This window comes from Chryseobacterium sp. BGARF1, assembly GCF_001677955.1.
Lineage (GTDB): Bacteria > Bacteroidota > Bacteroidia > Flavobacteriales > Weeksellaceae > Chryseobacterium.
The window spans coordinates 48076-68851 of the sequence record NZ_LELA01000002.1 but is presented as its reverse complement, the minus strand read 5'-3'; the positions used below and the strand labels follow the sequence as shown (position 1 = coordinate 68851).

Here is a 20776-nt window from a genome sequence, read left to right as displayed (position 1 = left end):
TCTATTGAATCTCCTGATCCATTTCACTTAAAAAATTTTAAAATTAATATGAATAATATATTAGAAATTCAGTCAAATAAAGTAAAAGAAACAGTAGGTAAACACGTTTTAGCAGACGGTTTCGATTTTGTAATGGATATCGAAAATTCTCATGGGTCTTGGATTCACGATTCGGTTTCAGGGAAAAATTTCCTTGATATGTTTTCAATGTTCGGCTCAGCTTCTATTGGATACAATCACCCTTATTTGGTTGAAAAATCTGAGTGGTTGGGAAAAATGGCAGTCAACAAACCCACATTAGCAGATGTTTATTCTAAAGAATATGCTCATTTTCTGGAAGTTTTCGAAAGAGTGGTACTTCCTGAAGAGTTGCAGTATGCATTTTTTATCGAAGGGGGAGCTCTTGGTGTTGAAAATGCGATGAAAGCATGTTTCGACTGGAAAACCAGAAAAAATTTCGAAAAAGGTCTTGAAACTGAAGCTGGTATCTGTATCCATTTCAGACAGGCATTTCACGGAAGAAGCGGTTATACTTTAAGCTTAACCAATACTTCAGACCCACGTAAATATCAATATTTTCCGATGTTTGAGTGGCCAAGGATCTTGAATCCTAAATTACATTTCCCAATCACAGAAGAGAATTTAGAAGAAACCATTAAGAACGAAAATTTAGCGTTAATTCAAATTACCGAAGCAATTCTTGCAAATCCTGATAAAGTTGCTTGTATCATTATTGAGCCAATACAAGCTGAAGGCGGTGACAATCATTTCAGAGACGAATTTTTTGTAGGTCTAAGAAATATCTGCGATGAGCACGAGATTCTTTTAATTTTCGACGAAGTACAAACCGGAATCGGAATTACAGGTAAAATGTGGGCGTTTGAGCATTTAAGCGTGAGACCGGATATTATTTCTTTCGGTAAAAAGACTCAGGTTTGTGGAGTTTTGGCAAATAAAGAAAAGTTTGACGAGATCCCTAATAATGTTTTCAGAGAAAGCTCTAGAATCAATTCTACTTTCGGTGGTAACTTTATTGATATGTTGCGTTTCCAGTTGGTAATGGAAGTTATCGAAAAAGAGAACCTTTTAGAAAATGCCAATATTGTAGGAGAATATCTTTTGGAAGGGCTTCAAAATCTAGCTCAGAAACATCCTGAAAAACTATCTAATGCAAGAGGTAAAGGTTTGATGTGTGCCATAGATCTACCATCAGGTGAACAAAGAGATCACATCAGAAATGAGTTATACAACGACGGTTTAATTATTCTTTCGTGTGGAGATCAATCTATAAGATTCAGACCCCATTTGAATGTTGCGAAAGAGGAAATTCAGATCGCTTTAGATAAAATTGAAAACAATATTAATAAGATTTAAAGCTTCAAAATTTGGAATTCTGAAAAAAACGTCCTATATTTAGATACTCAAAATGTATATTATATGGAACGTAACACGAGAGTATCTGTTTTTGAAAGCGATAAATCTACCGAAATTCAGTTAATAAAATCAAAATTAGATGATGCAAAAATCACTAGTGATGTTGAAAATAATTATCTGACTTTTACAACAACGCCTACAGCGACAAGTTTAAAAGTAATGGTAGATTTACATGACGAAAAGAAAGCATTCGAGATTATCGATGCCTATCTTCAACAAAATCAAAATCAATAAAAAATTTCATAATTTTAAATTTTACTACTTCGGAACCGAAAATTAATTCTTGTTAATTTTCGGTTTTTTGGTCTTAAGCTTTAAAAAAATTAGTATTCTTAATAAAATTTTAATGTCTCATTTTTGGCATTAATTATGTTGTTTCCCAATTTTAAAGTCTGTAATATAAATCTCATATGATCAATAAAAACGAAATCCTTTTTAGAAAAGCCAATGCTGCCGATATTAATATAATCTGGGAAATAATACAACAGTCTATAGAACGAAGAAGAATAGATGGAAGTACACAGTGGCAAAATGGTTATCCCAATTTGCAAACTGTAGAAAGTGATGTTTCAAAAGAATTTGGATATGTAATTACAGTAGATAATGAAGTTGCTGTTTTTGTTGCACTAATTTTCAATGATGAACCCGCATACAGCTCAATTGAAGGAGCATGGTTAACGACAGGAGAATTTTTAGTGATTCATAGGATTGCAGTATCAGAAAAATTTGCAGGACAAGGACTTGTGAAAAAATTATTTGATTATGTAGAAGATTTTGTAAGGACACAAAATGTACAAAGCATTAAAGTAGATACCAATTTTGATAACATTGCTATGTTAAAGATTTTAGAATCTAAAGGTTACTCCTATTGTGGTGAAGTTGTTCTTGCAGGTGGTGTAAGAAAAGCGTTTGAAAAAGTGGTGATTTGAAAAAGCACTAAAGGTTAAATCAATATTCATTGATTCTTTAAGAAACTGTTTATTTATAAACTCTATCACCTTTGTTCGTTTAGTTCCGAACTAATTTCTACATTTGTTCAAAATTTTCAATAATGAAAAAAAGTCTAGAAGTAGATGAGAAAATATTTCAGGATGCTGTAAAATTTTATGGCACTGTTCTTAATCTGCCCCCTCTGGCTTCAAAAATTTATTCCTATCTTATTTTCGATTTTGATAAGGTAGGAATTACCTTTGATGAGTTTGTTGAAGTCTTTTCAGCAAGCAAAAGTTCGATTTCCACTAATCTTAATTTACTTATTAACTCCGAATTAATTATTGATGTTAATAAAATGGATGAAAGAAAGCGTTATTTTTTTGCCAACGATGATTATAAAAAGATAAGATTCGAAAAAATTGTTCAAAAAATGCAGGATGAATTGAAACTGCTAGATGACCTTAAAAACTTCAGAAAAAATGAGCATAAAGAAGACGATGAAAGAATTGAAGTCTACAAAGCTCTTTTAAATAAAAACATAACAAATATTCAGGAATCTCTTAATAAACTATAAAATGACAAACAAGCTTATACTATTTTCTGTAGCAGCATTTTCGTTGACTGCCTGCAAAAAAGAAGCTCCGAAACAGGATGGCCCAAAACCTTTTCCTGTAGTTTCGGTAGAGACTAAAAATATAGTAGGGTACGACAATTTCCCTGCAAGTATTGAAGGTAGAATTAATAATGATGTTCGGGCAAAAATCCAGGGTTATATTACTCAGGTTTTGGTAGACGAAGGTCAGTATGTAACTAAAGGACAACCATTATTCCGTCTTGAAACTAACATTTTAACGGAAAATGCCGCTGCCTCAAAAGCAGGAATCGGTGCTGCAGAATCGAACATTGCAGCAGCACAAGCTCAGGTAAATGCAGCGAATGTGGAAGTAAATAAACTGAAACCACTGGTTCAGAAAAACATTATCAGTAATGTTCAGTTACAGACCGCTCAAGCGAGTTTAGCTCAGGCTCAAGCTGGTTTACAACAGGCTATTGCTGCCAAAAGACAAGCAGTTGCTAATTACAAAGGGGTAGAAGCAAACATTGATTATTCAGTGATTCGTGCTCCTATTTCAGGTGTAATTGGTAAACTTCCACTAAAAGTAGGAAGTTTGGTAGGTCCTACAGATCAGGTTGCTTTAACGACAATTTCAGATACTTCAGAAATTTTCGCTTATTTTTCAATGAATGAAAAAGAATATTTCAATTTCTTAGAAAAATCTACAGGAGCAAATATTTCTGAAAAAATAAAAAACCTTCCTATGGTAGAGCTTCAGTTAGCAAACGGAAGTATTTATCCTGAAAAAGGAAGAATTGAAGCCATTACAGGTTCTTTAGACCGTTCAACAGGAACAATTCAGTTTAGAGTAGCTTTTAAGAATGCACAGAAACTTTTAAGTAATGGTAACAGTGGAACCATCAGATTCCCTAAACATTATGACAATGTGTTAGTTGTACCGGAAAGCGCAACGTACGAACAACAAGGAATTGTTTACGTCTATAAAGTTGAAAAAGATACAGCAAGAAATACAGTTGTTGATGTCATTGAAAGAATAGACAATTTGGCTTTAATAAAATCTGGAGTTAAAAATGGTGAAATAATTATTGCTGCAGGAACTGGAAATGTGAAGCCAGGTACAGCCGTAAAGCCTAAAAAAATCAGCATGGATAGTCTCGTTCAATCTGTAAAACCGAAATTCTAATGATAAAGAACTTTATTAACAGACCGGTTTTATCCACTGTAATCTCCATTATCATCGTTATTCTCGGTGTTTTGGGACTTACAGCACTTCCGGTTACACAATATCCCGACATTGCTCCGGCAACGGTGAGTGTGAGAGCCAATTATACAGGAGCTAATGCTGAAACTGTAATGAAAAGTGTTGTTGTTCCTTTGGAAGAACAAATTAATGGAGTTGAAGGGATGGATTATATTACTTCAACAGCAGGAAATGATGGTTCAGCTCAAATCCAGGTGTTTTTTAAACAGGGAATAGATGCAGATATTGCCGCGGTGAACGTTCAAAACCGTGTTTCGAGAGCAAGCCCATTACTTCCAAGCGAGGTTACCCGTGCGGGAGTTGTTACTCAGAAACAACAAACGAGTGCGTTGATGTACCTTTCTTTTTATTCTGAAAACAAAAACATTGATGACACTTACCTTCAAAACTTCCTGAATATCAATGTAATTCCAAATTTACAAAGGATTAATGGAGTTGGGGAAGCCAACGTTTTTGGTGGAAAAAACTACTCGATGAGAGTATGGCTTGATCCGGCAAAATTAGCAGCATACGGAATTACTCCAACCGATGTTACCAATGCCATTAACGACCAGAGTAGAGAAGCTGCAGCAGGATCTTTAGGTCAAAACAGCGGAAGTTCTTTTGAGTATATCATTAAATATGTAGGAAAGTTCAGTGAAAAGGAACAATATGATGACATTATCATCAAATCTCTTCCAGACGGACAAAACTTAATGTTGAAAGATGTTGCCAAAGTAGAACTGGGCGGATTATCTTACAGTGGTGTTGGTGAAAACGGAGATTACCCATCAATCAGTATGGGGGTATTTCAAACTCCGGGATCTAATGCTCAGGAGATTATTGATAACATTAAAAAACAACTGAAAGAAAACGAAAGTTCTTACCCTGAAGGTGTAAAATACACCTTTAACTTTGATACCAACGAATTCCTGGATGCATCTATCGAAAAAGTAATTCATACTTTGATTGAAGCTTTCATCCTTGTATTTATTGTAGTATATATTTTCTTACAAGATTTCAGATCAACATTAATTCCGGCGATTGCGGTTCCGGTTTCAATTGTGGGTACGTTTTTCTTCCTGAATCTTTTTGGATATTCATTAAACCTATTAACGCTTTTCGCTTTAGTTTTAGCAATTGGTATTGTGGTAGATGATGCGATTGTCGTCGTCGAGGCAGTTCACGCTAAAATGGAACATGGAATCTCCAATGCTAAAAAAGCAACGGTAGAGGCAATGGACGAGATTACAGGTGCGATCATTTCAATTACATTGGTAATGGCGGCGGTATTTATTCCTGTTACATTTATTACAGGTCCTACCGGAGTATTTTATCAGCAGTTTGGGATTACTTTAATTATTGCAATTATTATCTCAGCAATTAATGCATTGACTTTAAGTCCGGTTTTATGTTCATTATTTTTAAAACCTCATGAAGATCATCATGAAGATTACAAGAATAAAAATTTCATTCAGAAGTTCTTTTATAAATTTAATATCGGTTTCAAAACAGCAACTGAACGTTATGGAAGAGGATTTAATTTCCTGATCAAACATAAATGGGTCACTGTAGTAATTCTTGTCGCTACATGTGGTATTATTTATTGGGCAAATGGAACGATGAAGAAAGGTTTTGTACCGACAGAAGATAGAGGAATTATCTTTACAGACGTACAGCTTCCTCCAGGAGCATCTATGGAAAGAACCTATAATGTTCTGAAAACTTTGCAGAAAAATGCAATGCAGATCCCTGGAATTCAGAATGTAACTATTTCCACCGGTAGAGGATTATTGTCTGGAAATGGAAGTAATAATGGTCTTGCCTTTGTTAAACTTAAACCTTTTAACGACAGAAAAGGAGATGGATTATCTTCTGACGAGATTACAAAGAGGCTATTTGGTCTTGCAGGAAAAGTTCCTGATGCTAAAGTTGTATTTTTCCAACCACCGAGTGTACCAGGATTTGGTAGTAGTGCAGGTTTTGAGATGGTACTTTTAGATAAATCTGGAGGTGATTTTGCTCAGCTTGATGCTAAAACCAATGAGTTTATCGGAAACCTAATGCAAAGACCAGAAATTGAATTTGCTCAGACCTCATTTAATACAAAATATCCTCAGTATTTAATGGAAATCAATGTTCCGTTAGCTAAACAAAAAGGAGTTTCTGTAAATGATATCTTGTCTACAATGCAGGGATATGTTGGTGGAATTTACAGTGCTGACTTTACCAAATATGGAAAACAGTTCAGGGTAATGATTCAGTCGCTTCCTGAAAACAGAATAAATGCTGAAGATCTTAATCAATACTTTATTAAAACAAGCTCTGGAGAGATGTCGCCTATTTCACAGTTTGTGACGTTGACGAAATCTTATGGACCTCAATCTGTGGGTCGTTATAACCTATTTACATCAGTAAAGATTACAGGAGCAAACAAGGCTGGTTACAGTTCAGGGGATGCAATTACGGCAGTTCAGGCAGTAGCTAAAGAAACACTTGATCAAAATTACGATGTTGAGTTTACAGGTCTTACAAGAGAAGAATTAAATTCAGGATCTCAGACTTTATTGATTTTTGCTTTGAGTTTGGTTTTTGTTTATTTCATTCTTTCTGCTCAGTACGAAAGTTATATTCTTCCTTTGGTTGTGGTAATTTCACTTCCTCTTGGGGTAATGGGAGCTTATTTCGGACAGAAAATAATGGGCTTGGAAAACAATATTTACTTCCAGATTGCATTAATCATGTTGGTAGGTTTGTTGGCGAAAAATGCGATTTTGATTATCGAATTTGCTGTTCAGAGAAGACATCATGGTGAAACCATTGTAGAGTCTGCCGTAAATGCAGCCAAAGCGAGATTGAGACCAATTTTGATGACATCATTGGCATTTATCTTCGGTTTATTACCATTGGTTTTAGCAAGTGGAATTGGTGCGGTTGGTAACCGATCAATTGCAACAGGTGCATCGATTGGATTATTGATAGGTACAATTATGGGAGTATTTGTGATTCCGGTTTTATATGTTATTTTCCAGACTTTACAGGAAAAAATAAAACCTATCAAGCACGAAGAAATGAACTTAGCTGAATAAGAAATCTTTAAGATTTAAATAATGAAAAATTTATCAATAATAATAAAAGGAACAGCTTTTTCAGTGGTCACGTTCGCTGTTTTATCATCTTGTATGGTAAGAAAAGAGTACGAAAGGCCTGCAACTGCAGTTGACGAAAAACTATTCCGTACCGATATGCTGCCTCAAGACAGTACAAGTATTGCGAATGTTTCCTGGAAAGAAATCTTCACAGATCCTATTCTTCAGGGCCACATCACAAAAGCTTTAGAAAACAATCTTGATGTAAGAATCGCAGTACAGAGTATCACTTCTGCAGAAGCTTATTTAAAACAAGCGAAAGCAGCTTACGAACCTACCTTATCAATTGGCCCAAACTACACTTTCCAGACCCAATCAATCAACACACAGTTTGGTCAAATCATCGGGGAGAGACGTTATGTCAATCAGTTTGATATTACAGCAACCATCAGTTGGGAAGCAGATTTGTGGGGAAAAATGAAGTCTCAGCAAAAAGCTCAGTTGGCAACTTATTTAGGAACTTTAGCTGCACATAAAGCAGTAAAAAGTGACCTGGTAGCATCAATCGCTTCTGCTTATTTTCAGTTGTTGACGTATGATGATCAAAAAAGGATCATTCAGGAAACGATTAAAGTAAGAGAAACTAATTTAGAAACCACGAAAGCTTTAAAAGAATCAGGAACAGTAACAGAAGTTGCAGTTCAGCAAAGTCAAGCGTTGGTTTATAATGCTAAATCTTTACTGATCGATATTGATACTCAAATTCAACTTTTGGAAAACACGATGAGTTTGTTGATGGGTGATTCTTCGCAGACGATTGCAAGATCTTCTTTAAAATCGCAGTCGTTACCTGAGAGTTTAGCCTTAGGATATCCTGCAAGTTTGCTGTCAAATCGTCCCGATGTGATGCAGGCAGAGTTTAATTTAATGAATGCTTTCGAGTTAACCAATGTTGCCAAAGCTCAGTTTTATCCAACCTTAAAACTAACAGGAAGTGGAGGAGTACAGTCGGTAGATATCGATCATTTGTTTAGTGTAAACTCTCTTTTTGCAAATGTTGTAACTGGTTTAGCACAACCAATTTTAAACAAGAGACAAATCAAAACCAATTACGATGTAAGCTTAGCCAACAAAGAAACGGCATATCTGAATTTCAGAAAGTCTATTTTGACTGCCGGAAAAGAAGTTTCTGATGCCATAAGAGTATTCTCGGTTCAGGATTCTTTTATAGATTTAAAGAAAAAAGAGCTGGATTCTTATAAAAAATCGGTTGATTATTCTCAGGAATTGGTCAACTACGGTATGGCAAATTACCTTGAAGTTTTAAATGCAAGTGTCAACTCATTAAACGCAGAGCTTAATATTTCAAATGCAGAATACAGTAAAATGAAAGCTGCAGTAGATTTATACCAAGCTTTAGGCGGCGGATGGAAATAACGAAAAGTTAGTTATTATATATTCAAATCTTGTTAAGACGTGTGCTGGAAACAGTGCACGTTTTTTATTTAACTAAAATTTAAAATAACTGAATTTCTTTATTTTTAAATATATTTTAATTTTTTATTGCATGTATGTAGTTAACTACGTAGTTTTGTACGTAAATTAAATATTATGTTAGAAATTAATCTTGTAAACGATACACATTCAGAAGAAATCATAGACTTGGTTCTGAATATTCAGCAAAAAGAATTTAATGTTCCCATTACAATAGAAGACCAGCCAGACCTTATGCAAATCGAGGATTTTTATTTTGCCAATGGCGGGAGTTTTTGGGGAGCTTTCATAAACGGTGAACTTGTAGGAACCATTGCTTTGGTTAAATTTGATGAAAAAGCGGCGGCAATTCGAAAAATGTTTGTGAAAAAAGAATTCAGAGGAAAAGAACACAGTATTGCTCAGAAACTATTAGAAATACTGATTGCTTATTGTCAGAAAAACGGAATAAATGAAGTATATTTAGGGACCGTATCAATACTTCAGGCTGCATTACGTTTTTACGAACGAAATCACTTTAAGATCATTGAAAAAGAATCACTTCCTTCAAAATTCCCTTTAATGAATGCCGATAATGTATTTTGTTTTCTTAGTTTAAAATCATAGTTTATGAATGTCATCAACGAATCTGGAACTTTAGCTTTATCTACAAGATTACAACGCCTTAGCGAGCAATTACGTAAAGAGGGAGCGTTAGTTTATAAAGAATTTGGAATAGATTTCGAACCCAAATGGTTTCCGGTAATCTTTACACTTCATCACAAAAATACACTCAGCGTTGTAGAAATTGCTAATGAAATAGGATATACGCACCCTTCAACAATCAGCCTTTTAAAAGAACTTGAAAGGCAACAAATGATTACATCCAAAAAAGATAAAACAGATGAACGCAAACGCTTGATCGAGTTGGCACCAAAAGGCATTGAATTGATAGAAAAAATGAAACCTGCCTGGGAAATTATCTCCAAAGTATTAGAAGAAATAGCTGATAATGAGAACCATTTACTGAAAGCGATTAATGAAGCAGAAGAAAAAATTGCTAAGCAGTCTTTTTTACAAAGAGTTTTACAGTTAAAAAACAATCAATAAATAATGGTAATTAATTGATTATTAAATAATTTTCTCATTTTTCACTCAAAATATTTTGCAAAATGAAAGAAAATTTTAATAAAAGTTTGTGTATGCACTTTAAATAGTTACTTTTGTACGGCTTCAGAAATAACAATCTGAAAAAGGGGAATTAGCTCATCTGGCTAGAGCGTTAGACTGGCAGTCTAAAGGTGACGGGTTCGATCCCCGTATTCTCCACCTCGTAAAAACAAAAACCTTCCAAATTTGGAAGGTTTTTATATGTACTTAAACCTAAATCTCTGTGGTTATTAATTTTTTCAAAACTAGATGATTTATTAGTCAGTTATTTATGACTCTAATCACATTTTCAAAAATCTTCTCAATTTAAAATTGTTTTTCATTAGAAGTCCCCCTTCACTGAGCAGAAGAAAACCTAAATGACGAAAAATATTATTTGAAAATAAATTTCCTTAAAACCGTTAAAAATTATCTTCTGTAAAATATTAAACTATAAAATTAAATTAATATATTTGCCCAATTCAAAGAAGCATACCTTTTTTTAATATTTTCACAATTATATTGAAATATTGGATAGCTTTTTAAAAATTAATTGAATAAATAAACTTATTTCATAAACTATTCTAACCTATGAAGAAACTTTTTTTACTTTTATTGACCATTTTTTCATTAATTGGCTGTACTTCAGACGACGAAACCCTAAACGATTACATAGGAACCTGGTCTGGAACTTATCAAGGTACTGAAAAAGGCCTGTGGAAGCTGGTAGTTGCCAGTGACGGAAAAGTTACTGGAACAATGTATAATGAAACGAGTAATGAAAATTATAATATTTCAGGGTTCTTAGACAGGTCTGGGCAGCTTACTGCAGAATTGGTCGTTCCCGCAGATGGTCAGTTTACAGGAACATTAAATACAGAGAAAAAAGGAAATGGAAGCTGGACAAATGAGTCGCCAACTCCTATAAGAAGTGGGTCTTGGACCGGAGAGAAAGATAAAAAATAGATGTAACTATTATAAATTAAAATAGGCTGTAAACTTTGTTTGCAGCCTATTTTTTTTTATTTAACAAATCCCATTTGTACAATCCTAGAGTTTTTCTTCATTGCGATAAAATGAAGAACATCATCTTCTTCGGAAAAATGATTTTTAAAAATCAATTCAGTTTGATTATTTTGTACTTTTATTTCTTCTTCAAAAGATTCTGTAAGATAGTTTTCAAAATCTATTTTTATGTTGACAATAGTGACTTCATTTGCAACAAGAGTCTTATCCAAATGTAAACTTTTATCCCAAAACCCTAATGAAATATAGGTATTTTGATTAAAACCCGGAATGCTTCCAAACTCGAATTGCTGGAGTATATTTCGTCCTTCAATAGTTTTTAAACCCGATTTTACAGATCTTTTTCCTTTTACATTTTCTATATCCAAATCTTTAATACGGGTCATTGTCTTTGCAAACCTCTGATAGAGTAGAGCTTCATCTGCCAACTCAATATATTTTGAAATACACAAACGAATTAGTTTTCCAATTTTTGAGCAATGACCAAATTCAAAACTGTTTTGTCTTACTTTTTCATAAGTCGGACTTTTATTATAAGCCGTTTTATTGAATCCACTTTTTTTACGTACAACATTTTTACCATTTAGATTATAAAAAACCAAATCATCAATCGCTCCGTTGAGCTTAATAAAACTTTCGTAAGTTGCCATAATTTCAAAATAACCTACAAATATAAGTATAAATTTAATGATTCTATACTATGATTAAAGTATAGTTATAGTATAGTTATTGTATAAAATAAAAAAATAATCTATATTTGTCTCGTATTAATAAATTGATTTTCAAATGAATATGGAATTGCGTTTTTCGGAAATTAAATTATGTAAAAGATGGGTTGTTTTAGTGATAGCCACCACAATTATTATTTCTTGTGGAAGTTCTAAAAACGTTTCTTCGTCAAAGAAAACTCCGTCAAAAACTGTTACAAAGTCAGAAAATCTAAGAAAATTAGATTCTTCTTTTGACGGAAAAGTTTCAGGTTCTATAAAAAGTCTTTTAAAAGATGCCGAAACTTATTTAGGAACTCCTTACAAATTTGGCGGTAATAATTCTTCAGGATTTGACTGTTCCGGGTTTACTGTGAAAGTTTTTCAGGAAAACAATTTCAGCCTGCCAAGAAGATCAGCTGATCAGGCAGATGCAGGTAAACTAATCGACATCAAAACGGTAAAGCCAGGTGATTTATTATTTTTTGCAACCGCAGGAGGAAGCCGTGTTTCTCATGTTGGGATTGTTCATACTATTGAAATTGATGGTGAAATAAAATTCATTCACGCATCGACTTCAAAAGGAGTAATCATTTCTTCTTTAAACGAAAAATACTGGAACAAGGCATATCTTCACGCTCAAAGAGTTTTATAATTAAATTCAAACTTTGCAATAGAATTGCATTGTACAGAGCTCTACATTTGTCAAAAATTAATAATTATGACAGATTTTATCAGAGTTTTCATTCCTCTATTTTTTATCGTTTTCTTTATGACCGCATTTTTTGGAACAAGTTTTATCGTTTCAAAAAAAATAGGGAAAAACCCGAACGTGCTTCCAAAAGATGATTCAGCTTATGGATTTATTGGGAGATATTTTAAATATACCTTGTTTCTTATTTTTATTTATACAGTTTTACTTTTCATTTTTCCTGAAAATATTTTTAGCAGTTTTAAAATTAATTTACCCAAAGAAATTATATTTAAATATATAGGAATCGCCTTGTTAATTTTAAGTTTAATATGGATCCTTATCGCTCAGTTTCAGATGAAAAACTCATGGCGAATAGGAATTGATGAAGATTTGAAAACTGAATTAATCACAACCGGACTTTTTAATTATTCAAGAAACCCTATTTTCCTTGGTATTTTAGTAAGTTTAATAGGTTTGTTTTTCACATTGCCAACGTTAATTTCATTAAGTTTTTTAATGATTACCTACATTCTTATTCAAACCCAGATTAGATTGGAAGAAGAATTTCTATTACACCAACACGATGAAATTTATCTACAGTACAAAGCCAAAGTAAGAAGATTTTTATAGAAAGATTTAATGAAATTTTAATCATCTACACCTATTCTAAATCGTCACTTTTGCACAACTTTTTTGTATATTTGGCAGCGAATTTTTAAAACAAATTATAAACATCATTATGTCGTTACAAAAAACTATTGAAAATATCTGGGACAACAGAGAATTATTGCAGAATGAAGACAGCCAAAAGGCGATCAGAGAGGTTATTTCTTTGGTTGACAAAGGTGAACTTCGTACCGCAGAGCCTACAGAAAACGGATGGCAGGTGAATGAATGGGTAAAGAAAGCTGTAGTAATGTACTTCCCGATCCAGAAGATGGAAACGATTGAAGTAGGTCCTTTTGAATTTCATGATAAAATGCCTTTAAAGAGAAACTATGCTGAAAAAGGGGTAAGAGTTGTACCTCATGCAATTGCAAGAGAAGGAGCTTATATTGCTCCAGGTGTTATTTTGATGCCTTCTTATGTAAATATTGGTGCTTACGTAGATTCAGGTACAATGGTTGATACTTGGGCAACAGTGGGAAGCTGTGCACAGATTGGTAAAAACGTTCACTTAAGCGGTGGTGTTGGTATCGGTGGTGTTCTAGAACCGCTTCAGGCTGCTCCGGTAATTATTGAAGATGACTGTTTTATCGGTTCAAGATGTATCGTTGTAGAAGGAGTTCACGTTGAAAAAGAAGCTGTTTTGGGAGCAAATGTTGTATTGACGGCTTCTACAAAAATTATCGATGTAACAGGTGAAACTCCAATTGAAATTAAAGGTAGAGTTCCTGCTCGTTCGGTAGTAATCCCGGGAAGTTATACGAAGCAGTATCCTGCAGGAGAATATCAGGTTCCTTGTGCTTTGATCATCGGTCAGAGAAAAGAATCTACAGATAAAAAAACATCGCTAAACGATGCTTTAAGAGAAAATAACGTAGCTGTTTAAATCTTTGCAAAATGGCAATTCCTAAACAAATTTTTCAGACTTTTAAAACCGATAAGCTGCCTTGGCTTACGAAGTTTCATATCAAAAGAATGCTCAAAAAAAACCCTGAGTACGAATATCATTTTTACGATGATAACAGGATTCAGACTTTCTTTAAAGATGAATTTCCGCCGGAATATTTGAAAGCTTACAAAAGACTGACGATAGGAGCTGCCAAAGCAGATTTTTTCAGATATGCCATTCTTTATAAAAAAGGTGGTGTTTACCTAGACGTAGACAGCGGAATCAACAAGCCGATCAAAAAGTTTATTCGTGAAGACGATGTCGCTTTGGTGACGGATGAAATTCCACACACATATTATGTACAATGGGGTCTTGCATATGCTGCAGGGCACCCATTTTTACAGAGAACTTTGGAGATGATTTTAGATAATATCAAAAACAATCCATACCCTCATAATGTACACAAAACAACAGGACCAACCGTTTATACAGACGCAGTTAAAGCCTGTTTAAAAGAAGATCCAACTATTCCACATCGTTTTATGGGTCCACATTATGACAATAATATGCAGTTTAAATATAAGCTCGGTAAATTCTTCCTTTACAGTGACAAATCTGAACACTGGAAGAGAAAACAGCTTACCCAAAACATTATAAAACCTGAGAATGAAGATAGCATTTGATGCCAAACGTTTTTTTCATAACACTTCAGGATTAGGAAACTATTCGAGAGATTTAGTAAGAATTTTATCTAAATATTATCCTGAAAATCAGTATTTATTACTTAATAAAAACAAATCGGAAAGAGGTTCTGATATTTTAGAAAACTCCGACGTTACCTTTGTAGAAACCTCCAAAGGAACAATGTCTCGACAGTTTAAAATGGGAAAAGATGCGCAAAAAAAAAATGCGGACATTTTCCATGGATTATCTGGCGAATTACCTTTAAAATGGGACAAAAAACCGATTAAAAAAATCGTCACTATTCACGATTTAATATTCGTAAGATATCCTCAATATTATTCTTTTTTTGACAGAAAAATCCATCTTTGGAAATTCAAAAAAGCAGCAAATACAGCAGACAAAATCATTGCCATTTCAGAGCAGACCAAAAGGGATATTATTCAATATCTGAAAGTTCCGGAAAGCAAAATTGAAGTGATTTATCAAGGTTGTCACAAAGCTTTTAAAGAGCAACAATCTGAAGAATTTATTCAGCAAACAAAGCATAAATTTAATCTTCCCGAAAGGTTCATTTTAAATGTGGGAACAATCGAAGACCGTAAGAATCTTTTGAATATTGTTAAAGCTATAAAAGACACTGAAATCCCTTTAGTTGTAGTCGGAAAAAAGACAAAGTATCATCAGGAAATAGCAAATTTTATTCAGAAAAACAAAATGGAAAAACAGGTTCATTTTTTGGAAGGAGTTTCTATGGATGAGTTGGCTGTCATTTACAAATCAGCAGACATTTTTGTTTATCCAAGTTTTTTTGAAGGCTTTGGAATTCCTGTAATTGAAGCTCTTTTTTCAAAAACGGTTACGATTACAAGCAATACCAGTTGTCTTCCAGAAGCAGGAGGCCCGGATTCTGTTTACATCAATCCCGAAAATCATCTGGATATTCAATCAAAAATAAAATTTTTATGGGATAGCGAATCTGAAAGAAAACGCCGTTCTGATAAGGGTTTTGAGTTCGTTCAGAAGTTCAATGACGAACCCATTGCACATCAACTGATGAATCTCTATCAAAAAATTATTTCGTAAAATTCTTGCGGGATTAAAAATTAGTCCTACATTTGTACCACAATATTCAAAGAAATATGAAACCGAATTTTTTAACAGTACATCATTATTATCATCATCTCTGCTAGACGGAATTGTTGATATATGACTATGTTAGAAATCAAAATAATTAAAAACCGTCTGAGTAAACAGACGGTTTTTTGTTTCTAAATTCTTCCGCGGCAATTTATTTCAAACAATCAGTTTTTATTTACTCAGACTCAATACAATTGAAATGAGTACATTAAAAATTGCCATACAAAAAAGCGGACGGCTTTATGAAGAATCTCTTCAGCTTCTCAAAGATTGCGGAATTTTCGTCAACAACGGGAAAGACCAACTGAAAGTTTCTGTAGATAATTTCCCAATGGAAATTATGTATCTGCGAAATTCTGACATCCCTCAATATTTGGAAGATGGTGTAGTTGACATCGCGATTGTCGGCGAAAACCTCTTGGTCGAAAAACAAAAAAATATTGAAATTATCCAAAGTTTAGGATTTTCAAAATGCAGAGTTTCTTTAGCCATTCCAAAAGAAATTGAAACAGACGATATCACTTACTTTCAAGGCAAAAAAATTGCTACTTCTTACCCTAATACACTGAAGAATTTTCTCTTGAAAAATAATATTTCAGCAGATATACACGTCATTTCTGGCTCGGTAGAAATTGCTCCCAACATTGGTCTTGCCGATGGAATTTGTGATATTGTAAGTTCCGGAAGCACTTTATTCAAAAATGGTTTGAGGGAAACAGTTACCATTTTAAAGTCTGAGGCTGTCCTTGCAAAAACGTTTCAGTTAAATAGTGATAAGCAAAAAAATCTAGAAAAATTTCTGTTCAGAATTCAATCTGTTTTAAGAGCAAAAAACTCGAAATACATTTTGATGAATGTTCCGAATGAAAAGATCTCAGAAGTCTCAAACATTCTCCCGGTTTTAAAAAGTCCAACGGTAATTCCTTTAGCTGAAGAGGGTTGGAGCAGCATTCATTCAGTCATTGATGAAGAACGTTTTTGGGAAGTCATAGACGAATTGAAAGAAAAAGGAGCACAAGATATTTTAATCATTCCAATCGATAAAATGGTGATTTAACATGAAAATCAATAAATATCCTCAAAGAGAAATCTGGCCAGAATTGGTGAAAAGACCGGTCATCAAAAGAGAAGAATTGACAGAATTAATAGCCGGTATTTTTAATGAAGTTGATAAAAATGGCGATCAGGCTTTAATTAATTTCAATGAAAAATTTGATAAGGCTGAAATTAAAAATATTAAAGTTTCTGAAGAAGAAATAGAAATTTCAGAAAATTTAATAAGTAAGGAATTAAAAAAAGCCATTCAGCAGGCAAAAGAAAATATTACGAAATTCCACAGCTCTCAAATTCCCGGAATTGAAAAAATTGAAACGACAAAAGGAGTCATTTGTTGGCGAGAAAACAGAGCCATCGAAAAAGTAGGAATCTATATTCCCGGTGGAACAGCACCTTTATTTTCTACAGTTTTAATGTTGGCAATTCCTGCTCAATTGGCTGGTTGTAAAGAAATTATTTTGTGTACACCGCCTGATAAAAAAGGGAATATTAATCCAGCCATTTTATATACCGCAAAGCTTTGTGAAGTTACAAAAATATTTAAAATCGGCGGAGCTCAGGCTATTGCAGCAATGACTTTAGGAACAGAAAGTATTCCGAATGTTTACAAAATTTTCGGACCGGGAAATCAATATGTAGTCGCGGCAAAAGAGTTTGCTCAAAATTATAATGTCGCAATAGATATGCCTGCAGGACCAAGTGAAGTTTTGGTCATTGCTGATGAACAGGCAATTCCAGAATATTGCGCCGCAGATTTACTTTCTCAGGCAGAACACGGAAGTGACAGTCAGGTGATTTTTCTTTCAACTGATGAGAAAATTTTTAACCAAACCATTGAAGAAACAGAAAAACAGCTTAAAAAACTTCCAAGAAATAAATTTGCAAAAGAAGCTTTGAAAAACAGTCATTTCATTTTGTTAGATTCTTTAGATAAAGCCCTTGAATTCAGCAATCTGTATGCTCCGGAACATTTGATTTTAGGTTTGGAAGATTATGAAAAGTATATTCCAAAAATTCAAAATGCAGGTTCGGTTTTTCTTGGAAACTATTCTTGTGAAAGCGCGGGAGATTATGCAAGTGGAACCAATCATACGCTTCCAACCAACGGATTTGCAAAAAATTACAGCGGAGTTTCTTTAGACAGTTTTGTAAAGAAAATTACGTTTCAGAATTTATCAAAAGAAGGACTCCAAAATTTAGGAAAAACAATAGAACTCATGGCAGAAGCAGAAGGATTATTTGCTCACAAAAACGCCGTATCAATCAGATTAAAATAAGAAAATGAAAGAATTTAATATCAATAGTTTAGTAAGAAAAAATATCTTAGAATTACAGCCTTACATTAGTTTTAGGGATCATAATGAATTTGAAAATGCGGTTTTGCTGGATGCTAATGAAAGTCCGTTTGGAGAATTGAGTCGTTATCCTGATTCTACTCAAAAAATAGTAAAGCAAAAACTCTCTGAAATAAAAAATATTTCTGCCAATCAAATTGCAGTCGGAAATGGAAGTGATGAGTTAATTGATTTAATTATAAAAGTTTTCTGTGATCCCAAAAAAGATTCAATTTTAATGATGAATCCGTCGTTTGCGATGTATGGTTTTTATGCTTCAATCAATGAAAATAAAGTCATAAAACTAGATTTAAATGCAGATTTTGAAATAGTAAAAGATGATTTTCTGAAAATTTCAAAAGATTTTAAATCTAAAGTTTTTTTCTTGTGTTCACCGAATAATCCTACAGGAAATTCTGTAAAAGATATTGAGTTTTATATTAAAAATTTCAATGGAATTGTAGTTGTGGATGAAGCTTATATTGAGTTTTCAGGGGAAAAATCCTGTATTGACTTATTAGAAAAATATCCAAATCTTATTGTCCTTCAGACTTTCTCAAAAGCTTGGGGAATGGCTGGAGCAAGAGTAGGAATGGCTTATTCTTCTGCAGAAATTATTAAGTTAATCAATACGGTAAAAGCGCCTTACAATGTGAATTCTTTAAGCTCAAATAAAGTAATTGAGCTCATCGATAAACAGGAAAATGTAAAGCAAAACATAGAAAGTATTTTAAATGAAATTTCATGGTTGGAAAATGAATTTCAATTAGTTAACTGTATTAAAAAAGTGTATCCAACTGATGCAAATTTTTTCTTGATTGAGTTTGAAGATCTAGAAAAGGTTTACGAAAAATTGTTGGAAAAAGAAATTTTAACAAGTAAGAGAAGCCCTCAAATTCCCAATTGTATCAGAATTAATGTGGGGAATAGAGAAGAAAACATTCAATTGATTAACGTTTTAAATCAGTGCGAAACCTATAAGGTTTAATTAGCTGAAAATAAAATTATTTAAAAATGAAAAAAGTATTATTAATAGACCGTGACGGAACATTAATTAAAGAACCGCTAACAGATTTTCAGGTTGATTCTTTAGAAAAACTGGAATTCTATCCTGGCATTTTTCAAAACCTTTCAAAAATTACAAAAGAACTTGATTTTGAATTGGTTATAGTGACCAATCAGGATGGTCTGGGAACCGCAAGTTTTCCTTATGAAGATTTTATAAAACCTCAAGAAAAAATGCTGAAAGCTTTTGAAAATGAAGGAATTATTTTCAATGATATTTTGATTGATAAAAGCTTTGAAAGTGAAAATCTACCGACAAGAAAACCTGGAATAGGGATGTTGGGTAAATACATTTACGGAAATTATGATTTAGAAAATTCTTTTGTAATTGGAGACCGATTGACAGATATTCAATTAGCAAAAAATTTAGATTCAAAATCAATATTCATTAATAAAATTCAAAATGAAGATGCGAATTTGACGACTGAAAGCTGGAATGAAATCTATCAATATTTAAAGCAGATTCCACGAAAAGCCAAAGTTTCAAGAAAAACCAATGAAACAGATATTCAAATAGAAATCAATCTTGATGGAAGTGGAAAGTCTGAAATCTCAACAGGTTTACATTTTTTCGATCATATGCTTGAACAGATATCAAAACACGGCAATTTAGATTTAAAAATTAAAGTTAACGGAGACTTACTAGTTGATGAACATCACACCATTGAAGACACAGGAATTGTTTTAGGCGAAGCCATTTTAAAAGCTTTAGGAAAGAAAAAAGGAATTGAAAGATATGGTTTTCTGCTTCCGATGGACGACTGTTTGGCACAGGTTGCGCTTGATTTTGGAGGTCGTTCGTGGTTGGTTTGGGAAGCTGATTTTAAACGTGAAAAAATTGGAGATGTTCCTACGGAAATGTTTGAGCATTTTTTCAAATCTTTCACCGATTCTGCTAGATGTAATCTTAATATCAAAGCGGAAGGAGAAAACGAACATCATAAAATAGAATCTATTTTTAAAGCCTTTGCAAAAGCGATAAAAATGGCTGTAAACCAAACCGATCAGAATTTTAATGTACCGTCAACAAAAGGAAGTTTATAGATGATTGCAATTATAAAATACAACGGCGGAAACGTCAATTCTGTACAAAATGCATTGAACAGATTAGGAGCAGAATCGATTATTACGGATGATTTTGAGTTAATAAAAAATGTCGATAAAGTAATTTTTCCCGGAGTTGGGGAAGCATCTTCAACGATGAAAACCTTAAATGAAAAAGGATTAGATCAGTTAATTCCAACTTTGAAGCAACCTGTTTTAGGAATTTGTCTCGGAATGCAGTTGATGTGCAAAAATACCGAAGAAGGAAATACGGTTGGAATGGGAATTTTTGATATTCATGTAAAAAAGTTTTCTGCAGAAAATATCATTCCGCACATGGGATGGAATACAATTTCAGGTTTTAATTCAACCATTTATTCCGGAATTAAAGAAGAAAGTGATGCCTATTTTGTGCACAGTTTTTATTGTGAATTGTCAGAAAATACGACTGCTGTTTGTGATTATATTTTACCTTTCAGTGCGTCTTTGCAGAAAGATAACTTTTATGCGATGCAGTTTCACCCTGAAAAATCAGGAGAAATTGGAAGCCAATTATTACAAAACTTTTTAAAACTTTAG

The 20776-nt window shown here is 33.3% G+C and carries 21 protein-coding genes and 1 tRNA gene; 21 read left to right on the top strand and 1 reads right to left on the bottom strand.

Features of this window, described 5'->3' with window-relative positions:
* Positions 1–48: 48 nt before the first annotated feature.
* From lat to AB671_RS00615, 11 genes are all read left to right on the top strand, one after another.
* A complete protein-coding gene (lat, locus tag AB671_RS00665; protein ID WP_066675594.1) occupies positions 49–1374 on the top strand; it encodes an L-lysine 6-transaminase in 1326 nt (441 codons plus the stop codon).
* A gap of 63 nt (positions 1375–1437) precedes the next feature.
* Positions 1438–1668, top strand: a complete 231-nt coding sequence (locus tag AB671_RS00660) for a DUF2007 domain-containing protein (RefSeq protein WP_066675592.1) — start codon at positions 1438–1440, stop codon at positions 1666–1668.
* Positions 1669–1844: 176 nt separating this feature from the next.
* Positions 1845–2363 (top strand): GNAT family N-acetyltransferase, encoded by a 519-nt coding sequence (locus AB671_RS00655; RefSeq protein ID WP_066675590.1) that lies wholly within the window; start codon positions 1845–1847, stop codon positions 2361–2363.
* Between the two features lie 122 nt (positions 2364–2485).
* Complete coding sequence (locus tag AB671_RS00650) at positions 2486–2941, top strand: GbsR/MarR family transcriptional regulator (protein ID WP_066675588.1); 456 nt, start codon at positions 2486–2488, stop codon at positions 2939–2941.
* A gap of 1 nt (position 2942) precedes the next feature.
* Positions 2943–4127, top strand: a complete 1185-nt coding sequence (locus AB671_RS00645) for an efflux RND transporter periplasmic adaptor subunit (protein ID WP_066675587.1) — start codon at positions 2943–2945, stop codon at positions 4125–4127.
* Entirely contained in the window at positions 4127–7273 is a 3147-nt protein-coding gene (locus AB671_RS00640) for an efflux RND transporter permease subunit (RefSeq protein WP_066675586.1), read from the top strand. The genes AB671_RS00645 and AB671_RS00640 overlap by 1 nt, the downstream gene beginning before the upstream one ends.
* Before the next feature lie 21 nt (positions 7274–7294).
* Positions 7295–8710, top strand: a complete 1416-nt coding sequence (locus tag AB671_RS00635) for an efflux transporter outer membrane subunit (protein WP_066675581.1) — start codon at positions 7295–7297, stop codon at positions 8708–8710.
* 174 nt (positions 8711–8884) lie between these two features.
* Positions 8885–9373, top strand: coding sequence for a GNAT family N-acetyltransferase (locus AB671_RS00630; RefSeq protein ID WP_066675578.1), 489 nt, complete (start codon positions 8885–8887; stop codon positions 9371–9373).
* Positions 9374–9376: 3 nt separating this feature from the next.
* Positions 9377–9856 carry a MarR family winged helix-turn-helix transcriptional regulator gene (locus tag AB671_RS00625; RefSeq protein ID WP_066675576.1) on the top strand — a complete coding sequence of 160 codons (480 nt, stop codon included), beginning with the start codon at positions 9377–9379 and terminating at the stop codon, positions 9854–9856.
* Between the two features lie 145 nt (positions 9857–10001).
* Positions 10002–10075, top strand: a tRNA-Ala gene (locus tag AB671_RS00620).
* A gap of 411 nt (positions 10076–10486) precedes the next feature.
* On the top strand, positions 10487–10861 hold the full coding sequence (locus AB671_RS00615) for a hypothetical protein (protein WP_066675573.1): 375 nt from the start codon (positions 10487–10489) through the stop codon (positions 10859–10861).
* A gap of 56 nt (positions 10862–10917) precedes the next feature.
* Here the strand turns inward: AB671_RS00615 and AB671_RS00610 are convergent, their stop codons facing one another.
* Positions 10918–11571, bottom strand: coding sequence for a hypothetical protein (locus AB671_RS00610; protein ID WP_066675571.1), 654 nt, complete (start codon positions 11569–11571; stop codon positions 10918–10920).
* 142 nt (positions 11572–11713) lie between these two features.
* On the opposite strand from AB671_RS00610, the gene AB671_RS00605 reads away from it, so the two are divergent.
* The 10 genes from AB671_RS00605 to hisH all read left to right on the top strand — a co-directional run bounded on the left by AB671_RS00605 (position 11714) and on the right by hisH (position 20776).
* Positions 11714–12283 (top strand): C40 family peptidase, encoded by a 570-nt coding sequence (locus AB671_RS00605; protein ID WP_066675719.1) that lies wholly within the window; start codon positions 11714–11716, stop codon positions 12281–12283.
* Between the two features lie 66 nt (positions 12284–12349).
* Entirely contained in the window at positions 12350–12952 is a 603-nt protein-coding gene (locus AB671_RS00600) for a methyltransferase family protein (RefSeq protein ID WP_066764699.1), read from the top strand.
* Between the two features lie 109 nt (positions 12953–13061).
* On the top strand, positions 13062–13874 hold the full coding sequence (locus AB671_RS00595; RefSeq protein WP_066678540.1) for a 2,3,4,5-tetrahydropyridine-2,6-dicarboxylate N-succinyltransferase: 813 nt from the start codon (positions 13062–13064) through the stop codon (positions 13872–13874).
* 11 nt (positions 13875–13885) lie between these two features.
* The gene (locus AB671_RS00590; protein ID WP_066678542.1) at positions 13886–14560 is read left to right on the top strand and encodes a glycosyltransferase family 32 protein; all 675 of its coding nucleotides are present in this window, start codon (positions 13886–13888) and stop codon (positions 14558–14560) included.
* Complete coding sequence (locus tag AB671_RS00585; protein ID WP_066678544.1) at positions 14544–15644, top strand: glycosyltransferase family 4 protein; 1101 nt, start codon at positions 14544–14546, stop codon at positions 15642–15644. The genes AB671_RS00590 and AB671_RS00585 overlap by 17 nt, the downstream gene beginning before the upstream one ends.
* Positions 15645–15897: 253 nt before the next feature.
* Positions 15898–16755 (top strand): ATP phosphoribosyltransferase, encoded by an 858-nt coding sequence (gene hisG, locus AB671_RS00580; RefSeq protein WP_066678545.1) that lies wholly within the window; start codon positions 15898–15900, stop codon positions 16753–16755.
* A 1-nt stretch (position 16756) separates the two neighbouring features.
* Complete coding sequence (hisD, locus tag AB671_RS00575; protein WP_066678547.1) at positions 16757–18031, top strand: histidinol dehydrogenase; 1275 nt, start codon at positions 16757–16759, stop codon at positions 18029–18031.
* A gap of 4 nt (positions 18032–18035) precedes the next feature.
* The gene (gene hisC, locus AB671_RS00570) at positions 18036–19076 is read left to right on the top strand and encodes a histidinol-phosphate transaminase (protein ID WP_066678548.1); all 1041 of its coding nucleotides are present in this window, start codon (positions 18036–18038) and stop codon (positions 19074–19076) included.
* A gap of 26 nt (positions 19077–19102) precedes the next feature.
* Positions 19103–20197 (top strand): bifunctional histidinol-phosphatase/imidazoleglycerol-phosphate dehydratase HisB, encoded by a 1095-nt coding sequence (hisB, locus tag AB671_RS00565; protein WP_066678549.1) that lies wholly within the window; start codon positions 19103–19105, stop codon positions 20195–20197.
* Positions 20198–20776 carry an imidazole glycerol phosphate synthase subunit HisH gene (gene hisH / locus AB671_RS00560; protein WP_066678550.1) on the top strand — a complete coding sequence of 193 codons (579 nt, stop codon included), beginning with the start codon at positions 20198–20200 and terminating at the stop codon, positions 20774–20776.

What these genes read in the sequence shown, in the direction of transcription:
- lat (WP_066675594.1), top strand. Translation starts at nt 49, where the DNA reads ATGAATAATATATTAGAAATTCAGTCAAATAAAGTAAAAGAAACAGTA.
- AB671_RS00660 (WP_066675592.1), top strand. Translation starts at nt 1,438, where the DNA reads ATGGAACGTAACACGAGAGTATCTGTTTTTGAAAGCGATAAATCTACC.
- AB671_RS00655 (WP_066675590.1), top strand. Translation starts at nt 1,845, where the DNA reads ATGATCAATAAAAACGAAATCCTTTTTAGAAAAGCCAATGCTGCCGAT.
- AB671_RS00650 (WP_066675588.1), top strand. Translation starts at nt 2,486, where the DNA reads ATGAAAAAAAGTCTAGAAGTAGATGAGAAAATATTTCAGGATGCTGTA.
- AB671_RS00645 (WP_066675587.1), top strand. Translation starts at nt 2,943, where the DNA reads ATGACAAACAAGCTTATACTATTTTCTGTAGCAGCATTTTCGTTGACT.
- AB671_RS00640 (WP_066675586.1), top strand. Translation starts at nt 4,127, where the DNA reads ATGATAAAGAACTTTATTAACAGACCGGTTTTATCCACTGTAATCTCC.
- AB671_RS00635 (WP_066675581.1), top strand. Translation starts at nt 7,295, where the DNA reads ATGAAAAATTTATCAATAATAATAAAAGGAACAGCTTTTTCAGTGGTC.
- AB671_RS00630 (WP_066675578.1), top strand. Translation starts at nt 8,885, where the DNA reads ATGTTAGAAATTAATCTTGTAAACGATACACATTCAGAAGAAATCATA.
- AB671_RS00625 (WP_066675576.1), top strand. Translation starts at nt 9,377, where the DNA reads ATGAATGTCATCAACGAATCTGGAACTTTAGCTTTATCTACAAGATTA.
- AB671_RS00615 (WP_066675573.1), top strand. Translation starts at nt 10,487, where the DNA reads ATGAAGAAACTTTTTTTACTTTTATTGACCATTTTTTCATTAATTGGC.
- AB671_RS00610 (WP_066675571.1), bottom strand. Translation starts at nt 11,571, where the DNA reads ATGGCAACTTACGAAAGTTTTATTAAGCTCAACGGAGCGATTGATGAT.
- AB671_RS00605 (WP_066675719.1), top strand. Translation starts at nt 11,714, where the DNA reads ATGGAATTGCGTTTTTCGGAAATTAAATTATGTAAAAGATGGGTTGTT.
- AB671_RS00600 (WP_066764699.1), top strand. Translation starts at nt 12,350, where the DNA reads ATGACAGATTTTATCAGAGTTTTCATTCCTCTATTTTTTATCGTTTTC.
- AB671_RS00595 (WP_066678540.1), top strand. Translation starts at nt 13,062, where the DNA reads ATGTCGTTACAAAAAACTATTGAAAATATCTGGGACAACAGAGAATTA.
- AB671_RS00590 (WP_066678542.1), top strand. Translation starts at nt 13,886, where the DNA reads ATGGCAATTCCTAAACAAATTTTTCAGACTTTTAAAACCGATAAGCTG.
- AB671_RS00585 (WP_066678544.1), top strand. Translation starts at nt 14,544, where the DNA reads ATGAAGATAGCATTTGATGCCAAACGTTTTTTTCATAACACTTCAGGA.
- hisG (WP_066678545.1), top strand. Translation starts at nt 15,898, where the DNA reads ATGAGTACATTAAAAATTGCCATACAAAAAAGCGGACGGCTTTATGAA.
- hisD (WP_066678547.1), top strand. Translation starts at nt 16,757, where the DNA reads ATGAAAATCAATAAATATCCTCAAAGAGAAATCTGGCCAGAATTGGTG.
- hisC (WP_066678548.1), top strand. Translation starts at nt 18,036, where the DNA reads ATGAAAGAATTTAATATCAATAGTTTAGTAAGAAAAAATATCTTAGAA.
- hisB (WP_066678549.1), top strand. Translation starts at nt 19,103, where the DNA reads ATGAAAAAAGTATTATTAATAGACCGTGACGGAACATTAATTAAAGAA.
- hisH (WP_066678550.1), top strand. Translation starts at nt 20,198, where the DNA reads ATGATTGCAATTATAAAATACAACGGCGGAAACGTCAATTCTGTACAA.